Source organism: Streptomyces sp. WELS2, assembly GCF_013870595.1.
Classification (GTDB): Bacteria; Actinomycetota; Actinomycetes; order Streptomycetales; family Streptomycetaceae; genus Streptomyces.
Window position 1 is genome coordinate 1 of the sequence record NZ_JACBWZ010000470.1, and the last position, 4880, is coordinate 4880.

Consider the following 4880-nt stretch of genomic DNA (forward strand, 5'->3'; position numbering starts at 1 on the left):
CCGGCGGACCCCGGACGGCTGCTGCTCGGCCCGCTGCACCGGCCCGCCGCGGCGGGCTTCCACCTGGACGCCGTGTACGAGGTGCTGTTCGTCCGCCCGGTGCGGGCCGGGGCGAGCCTTGTGCGGTTCCTGGACCGCGAGGTCGTCGACACCTACGTGCGCGGCGCCGCCGCCCTGCCCCGGCTGCTCGGGGCCGCCGTCCGGCGTGCGCAGACCGGCAATGTGCAGACCTATGTGAGCGCGCTGCTCGCCGGCACCGTCGTCCTGGCGGTCGCCGTCCTCCTCGTCGCCACGGGAGCGTGAGCAGGCGTGATCGATATCAACGAGTCCGTGATGCAGTTCCTTCTGGCATTCGTCGTCGTCGGCCCGCTCCTCGGCGCCGTCGCCGCGCTCCTCCCGGCCCCGCCCGGACTGAAGGGGAAGTCGCCGGGGCAGGCCGTGCTGCGGCACGGTGTGACCGTCACCGGCGTGATCCTGCTCGCCGCGATCGTCCTGGCGCTCGGCTTCGACCACGACCATCCGTCGAAGATGCAGGCCACGACCGACATCAGCTGGATCCCCGCGCTCGACGTGCGGATCCACCTCGGCATCGACGGCATCTCCCTCCCCCTTCTGGTCCTGACCGCGCTGCTGACCTTCCTCTGCGCGCTCTACTCCTACTTCAAGCCGCCGGCGGGCCCGGCCCCGAAGGCGTTCGTCGCACTCCTGCTCCTGCTGGAGTCCGGCACCCTCGCCACCTTCGCCGTGCTCGACCTGCTGCTGTTCTTCCTCGCCTTCGAGATGGTGCTCATCCCGATGTACTTCCTCATCGCCCGCTGGGGCGGTGCGGGCCGGACCCGGGCCGCGTGGAAGTTCATCCTGTTCACGCTGCTCGGTTCCGTGGTCATGCTGCTCGGCCTGCTCCTGATCGGGATCAAGGCGGGCACGTTCGACATGGTGGCACTCGCCACTGACAACGGCCGGTCGCTGACCACGTCCGTGCAGGTCGTCGCCGTTCTGGCGATCGGGATCGGGCTCGCGGTGAAGACGCCGATGTGGCCGCTGCACAGCTGGCTGCCCGACGCCCACACCGCCGCGCCGACCGTCGGCTCGGTCCTGCTGGCCGGCGTCCTGCTGAAGATGGGTACGTACGGGTTCGTCCGGATCGTCCTGCCGATCGCGCCGGACGGCTTCCACACCTTCGCGCCGTACCTCGCCGCGCTCGCCGTCGTCGGGATCGTCTACGGATCCCTGGCCTGCCTCGCCCTCGCCCGGCAGGGCGCCCGGGGCGATCTGAAGCGGCTGATCGCCTACTCCTCCGTCGGCCACATGGGCTTCGTCCTGCTCGGCATCGCCAGCACCACCCCGACCGGCGTGAACGGCGCCCTGTTCGCCAACATCGCCCACGGCCTCATCACCGGCCTGCTCTTCTTCCTGGTCGGCGCGTTGAAGGACCGCACCGGCAGCACCGACCTCGACACCCTGGCCGAGGAGACGGGCGCCGCCCTGTACGGCAGGGCCCCGCGCCTCGGCGGCCTGCTCGCCTTCGGCGCGGTCGCCTCCCTCGGCCTGCCCGGACTCGCCGGGTTCTGGGGCGAGATGCTCGCCCTGTTCGGCTCCTTCCGGCCCGCCGCCGGCCTCAGCCGCCCGGCGTTCCTCACCTTCATGGCGATCGGCGCGTTCGGCACCCTGCTGACGGCCGCGTACATGCTGATCGTGGTCCGCCGCGTCTGCATGGGCGGCGCGGAACGCGAGACGGCGAGGCTCGCCGACGTCCACGGCTACGAGTTCGCCGCCTGGACCCCGCTGGTCGCCCTCACCGTCCTCGCCGGACTGTGGCCGAAGGCCCTGCTCGGCCTGACCGACCCGGCCGTGCAGCAGCTCCTCGCAGGAGGCACCCGATGAGCGCCCAGCCGCTTGCCGAGTCGCTGGTCCAGTCCGTCGACTGGCTCGCGATCGCCCCGCCCACCCTCGCGGCCGTCGTCGCGCTCGCCGTCCTCGTCGCCGACCTGTTCGTGCCCGAGCCCCGCAAGGCCGTGCTCGGCTGGGTCTCGGTCGCCGGACTCGCCGCGGCCACCGCGCTGCTGCTGCCCCTCCTGGACGGCGACCGCGCCACCTTCTGCACCGGCGCCCCCCCGCGCGCGTGCAGCTACACCGCCGACCACTTCACCCTCGTCGTCCAGTTCCTGGTACTCGGCGGCGCCCTGCTCGCGGCCCTGCTGTCCGTCACCCACCTGGACGACGAGCGGCGGCGCGTGCCGGCGGGCGAGTTCTGGTTCCTGCTGCTGTCCTCCGCGGCCGGCGCCGCCCTGCTGCCCGCCTCCCGCGACCTGGCCACACTGATCGTCGCCCTGGAGGTCGCCTCCCTGCCCGCGTTCGCCCTCGTCGGCATCCGGCACGGCGACAAGCGGTCCTCCGAGGCCGCGCTGAAGTTCTTCCTGTCCTCGGTCACCGCCACCGCGGTCAGCCTGATGGGCATCAGCTTCGTCTACGCCACCACCGGCACCCTCTACCTCACCCAGGTCGCCCGGCGCCTGCCGCACGTCGACGGGCAGCTGCACACCCTCGCCCAGGCCGGTGTCGTGCTCACCCTCGTCGGCTTCGCCTTCAAGACGGCCGCCGCGCCCTTCCACTTCTGGGTTCCCGACACCTACGTGGGCGCGCCCCTGCCCGTCGCCGCCTATCTGTCGGTCGTCGGCAAGGCGGTCGGCTTCTCCGGCCTGATCCTCGTCACCGTCGTCGCGTTCCCGTCGTACGCCGACGTCTGGGGGCCCGCGCTCGCCGCCCTGGCCGCCCTCACCATGACCGCCGGCAACGTCGCCGCCCTGCGCCAGCGGGCCACGCGCGCGTACAGCGCCGTACGGCTGCTCGCCTGGTCCTCCGTCGGCCAGGCCGGCTATCTGCTGGTGCCGATCGCCGCCGCCGGATACACCAAGGACGCCGAGCGGGCGATCGGCTCCACCGTCGCGTACGCCCTGATGTACGCCGCCGTGAACCTCGGCGCCTTCGCCGTGGCCGCCCTGGTGGGCCGCGGCCGGGCGCTGAACCGGATCGCCGACTACCGGGGCCTGTACGCCACCAACCCGCTCAGCGCGCTGCTGCTGGCCTTCTTCCTGCTGTGCCTGGCCGGGCTGCCGCCGGGCATCATCGGCCTGTTCGCCAAGGTCACCGTGTTCTCGGCGGCCGTCGACGCGGGCCTGGGCTGGCTCGCCGTCGTCATGGCCGTCAACGTCGTGATCGCCCTCTTCTACTACCTCCAGTGGACGGCCCTGCTGTTCCGCGCCCCCGAGGGCGAGCCCGTCCGGCACCGGGTCCCGGCCCCCCTCACGGCCGCGCTCGCCCTCACCGGAGTGCTCGGCGTCGCCCTGTCCGGAGCGCCCCAGCTGGTCCTCCGTTTCACGGCCGGCGGACTGTTCTAGGAGTCGGCACGCGCGCGCGGGGCACTCGTCGCGCTCCGCGCGCGTACGGCCGAAAGGGCACGTCACCCGCCCGGCCGGGGCGGGCGGCCGCGGGCGCGCGGGAACTCGTGGAGCTCGCCTCGCGTTGTCGGAAGCGGGAGGGTCCACTGGATCGGAGTGATCCCCAGCAGCACGACTTGGAGGGCGCACCGTGCACCGCCGGCACAACGGGCTCAGGACGGCCGTACTCCTCGGGGGGCTGTCCGCACTCATCATCGTCATCGGAGGCTTCTTCGGCCGCACCGGGCTGATCGTCGCCGTCCTGGTCGCACTGGGCACGAACGCGTACGCGTACTGGAACAGCGACAAGCTCGCGCTGCGCGCGATGCGCGCCCGCCCGGTCAGCGAGTTCGAGGCCCCGGGGCTGTACCGGATGGTGCGGGAGCTGTCCACGCAGGCCCGCCAGCCCATGCCGCGGCTGTACATCTCGCCGACGGAGGCCCCGAACGCCTTCGCCACCGGCCGCAACCCGCGCAACGCGGCCGTGTGCTGCACCGAGGGCATCCTGCGCCTGCTGGACGAGCGCGAGCTGCGCGGTGTCATCGGCCACGAGCTGAGCCACGTCTACAACCGGGACATCCTCATCTCCTCGGTCGCCGGAGCGCTCGCCTCCGTGATCATGTTCCTGGTGAACTTCGCCTGGCTGATCCCGGTCGGCCGCTCGGACGACGACGAGGGGCCCGGCCTGTTCGGCATGCTGCTGATCATGATCCTCGGCCCGCTCGCCGCCTCCCTGATCCAGCTGGCCATCAGCCGCTCCCGGGAGTACGAGGCGGACGCCTCCGGCGCCCAGCTCACCGGCGACCCGCTCGCCCTGGCCGACGCCCTGCGCAAGCTGGAGGCGGGCACCCAGCAGCTTCCGCTGCCCCCCGAGCCCCGGATCGAGACGGCGAGCCACATGATGATCGCCAACCCCTTCCGCCCGGGCCAGGGAATGTCCAAGCTGTTCTCCACGCACCCGCCGATGGCGGAGCGCATCGCCCGCCTCGAGAGGATGGCAGGACGACCGTGAAGACCATCCTGAACGTCATCTGGCTCGTCCTGTCCGGCTTCTGGCTGTTCCTGGGCTACCTCTTCGCCGGCGTCCTGCTGTGCGTCACGGTCATCGGCATCCCCTTCGGGATCGCCGCCTTCCGCATCGGCGCCTACGCCCTGTGGCCCTTCGGGCACACCACGGTCGAGCGGCGCGACGCGGGCGCGCCCTCCTGCGTGGGCAACGTGCTGTGGCTGCTCCTGGCCGGCTGGTGGCTGGCGCTCGCCCACATCGTCACCGGCGTCCTGCTGTGCGTCACGGTCATCGGCATCCCGTTCGGCATCGCCAACTTCAAGCTGATACCGGTCTCCCTGCTGCCCCTGGGCCGCGAGATCGTCCCCACCGACCGCCCCTTCGCCACCCGCTGACCGCCGCGGGGCTCTCAGACCCGGCGCCGGCCCGCCAGGCGG

At 72.4% G+C, this 4880-nt stretch carries 4 protein-coding genes and 1 pseudogene; all 5 read left to right on the forward strand.

Annotated features, from left to right (window positions below; genetic code table 11):
* Positions 1-303, forward strand: a pseudogene (locus tag H5J33_RS23420) (NADH-quinone oxidoreductase subunit L); the annotation flags it as partial.
* Between the two features lie 6 nt (positions 304-309).
* The gene (locus H5J33_RS23425) at positions 310-1884 is read left to right on the forward strand and encodes an NADH-quinone oxidoreductase subunit M (RefSeq protein WP_181796873.1); all 1575 of its coding nucleotides are present in this window, start codon (positions 310-312) and stop codon (positions 1882-1884) included.
* Positions 1881-3398, forward strand: a complete 1518-nt coding sequence (locus tag H5J33_RS23430; protein ID WP_181796874.1) for an NADH-quinone oxidoreductase subunit N — start codon at positions 1881-1883, stop codon at positions 3396-3398. The genes H5J33_RS23425 and H5J33_RS23430 overlap by 4 nt, the downstream gene beginning before the upstream one ends.
* A gap of 190 nt (positions 3399-3588) precedes the next feature.
* Positions 3589-4449, forward strand: a complete 861-nt coding sequence (gene htpX / locus H5J33_RS23435; RefSeq protein WP_181796875.1) for a zinc metalloprotease HtpX — start codon at positions 3589-3591, stop codon at positions 4447-4449.
* Positions 4446-4838 (forward strand): YccF domain-containing protein, encoded by a 393-nt coding sequence (locus H5J33_RS23440; RefSeq protein WP_181796876.1) that lies wholly within the window; start codon positions 4446-4448, stop codon positions 4836-4838. Before htpX ends, H5J33_RS23440 begins: the two co-directional genes overlap by 4 nt.
* Positions 4839-4880: the final 42 nt, after the last annotated feature.

Coding starts and splice junctions, on each gene's coding strand:
- H5J33_RS23430 (WP_181796874.1), top strand. CDS start 1,881: ATGAGCGCCCAGCCGCTTGCCGAGTCGCTGGTCCAGTCCGTCGACTGG.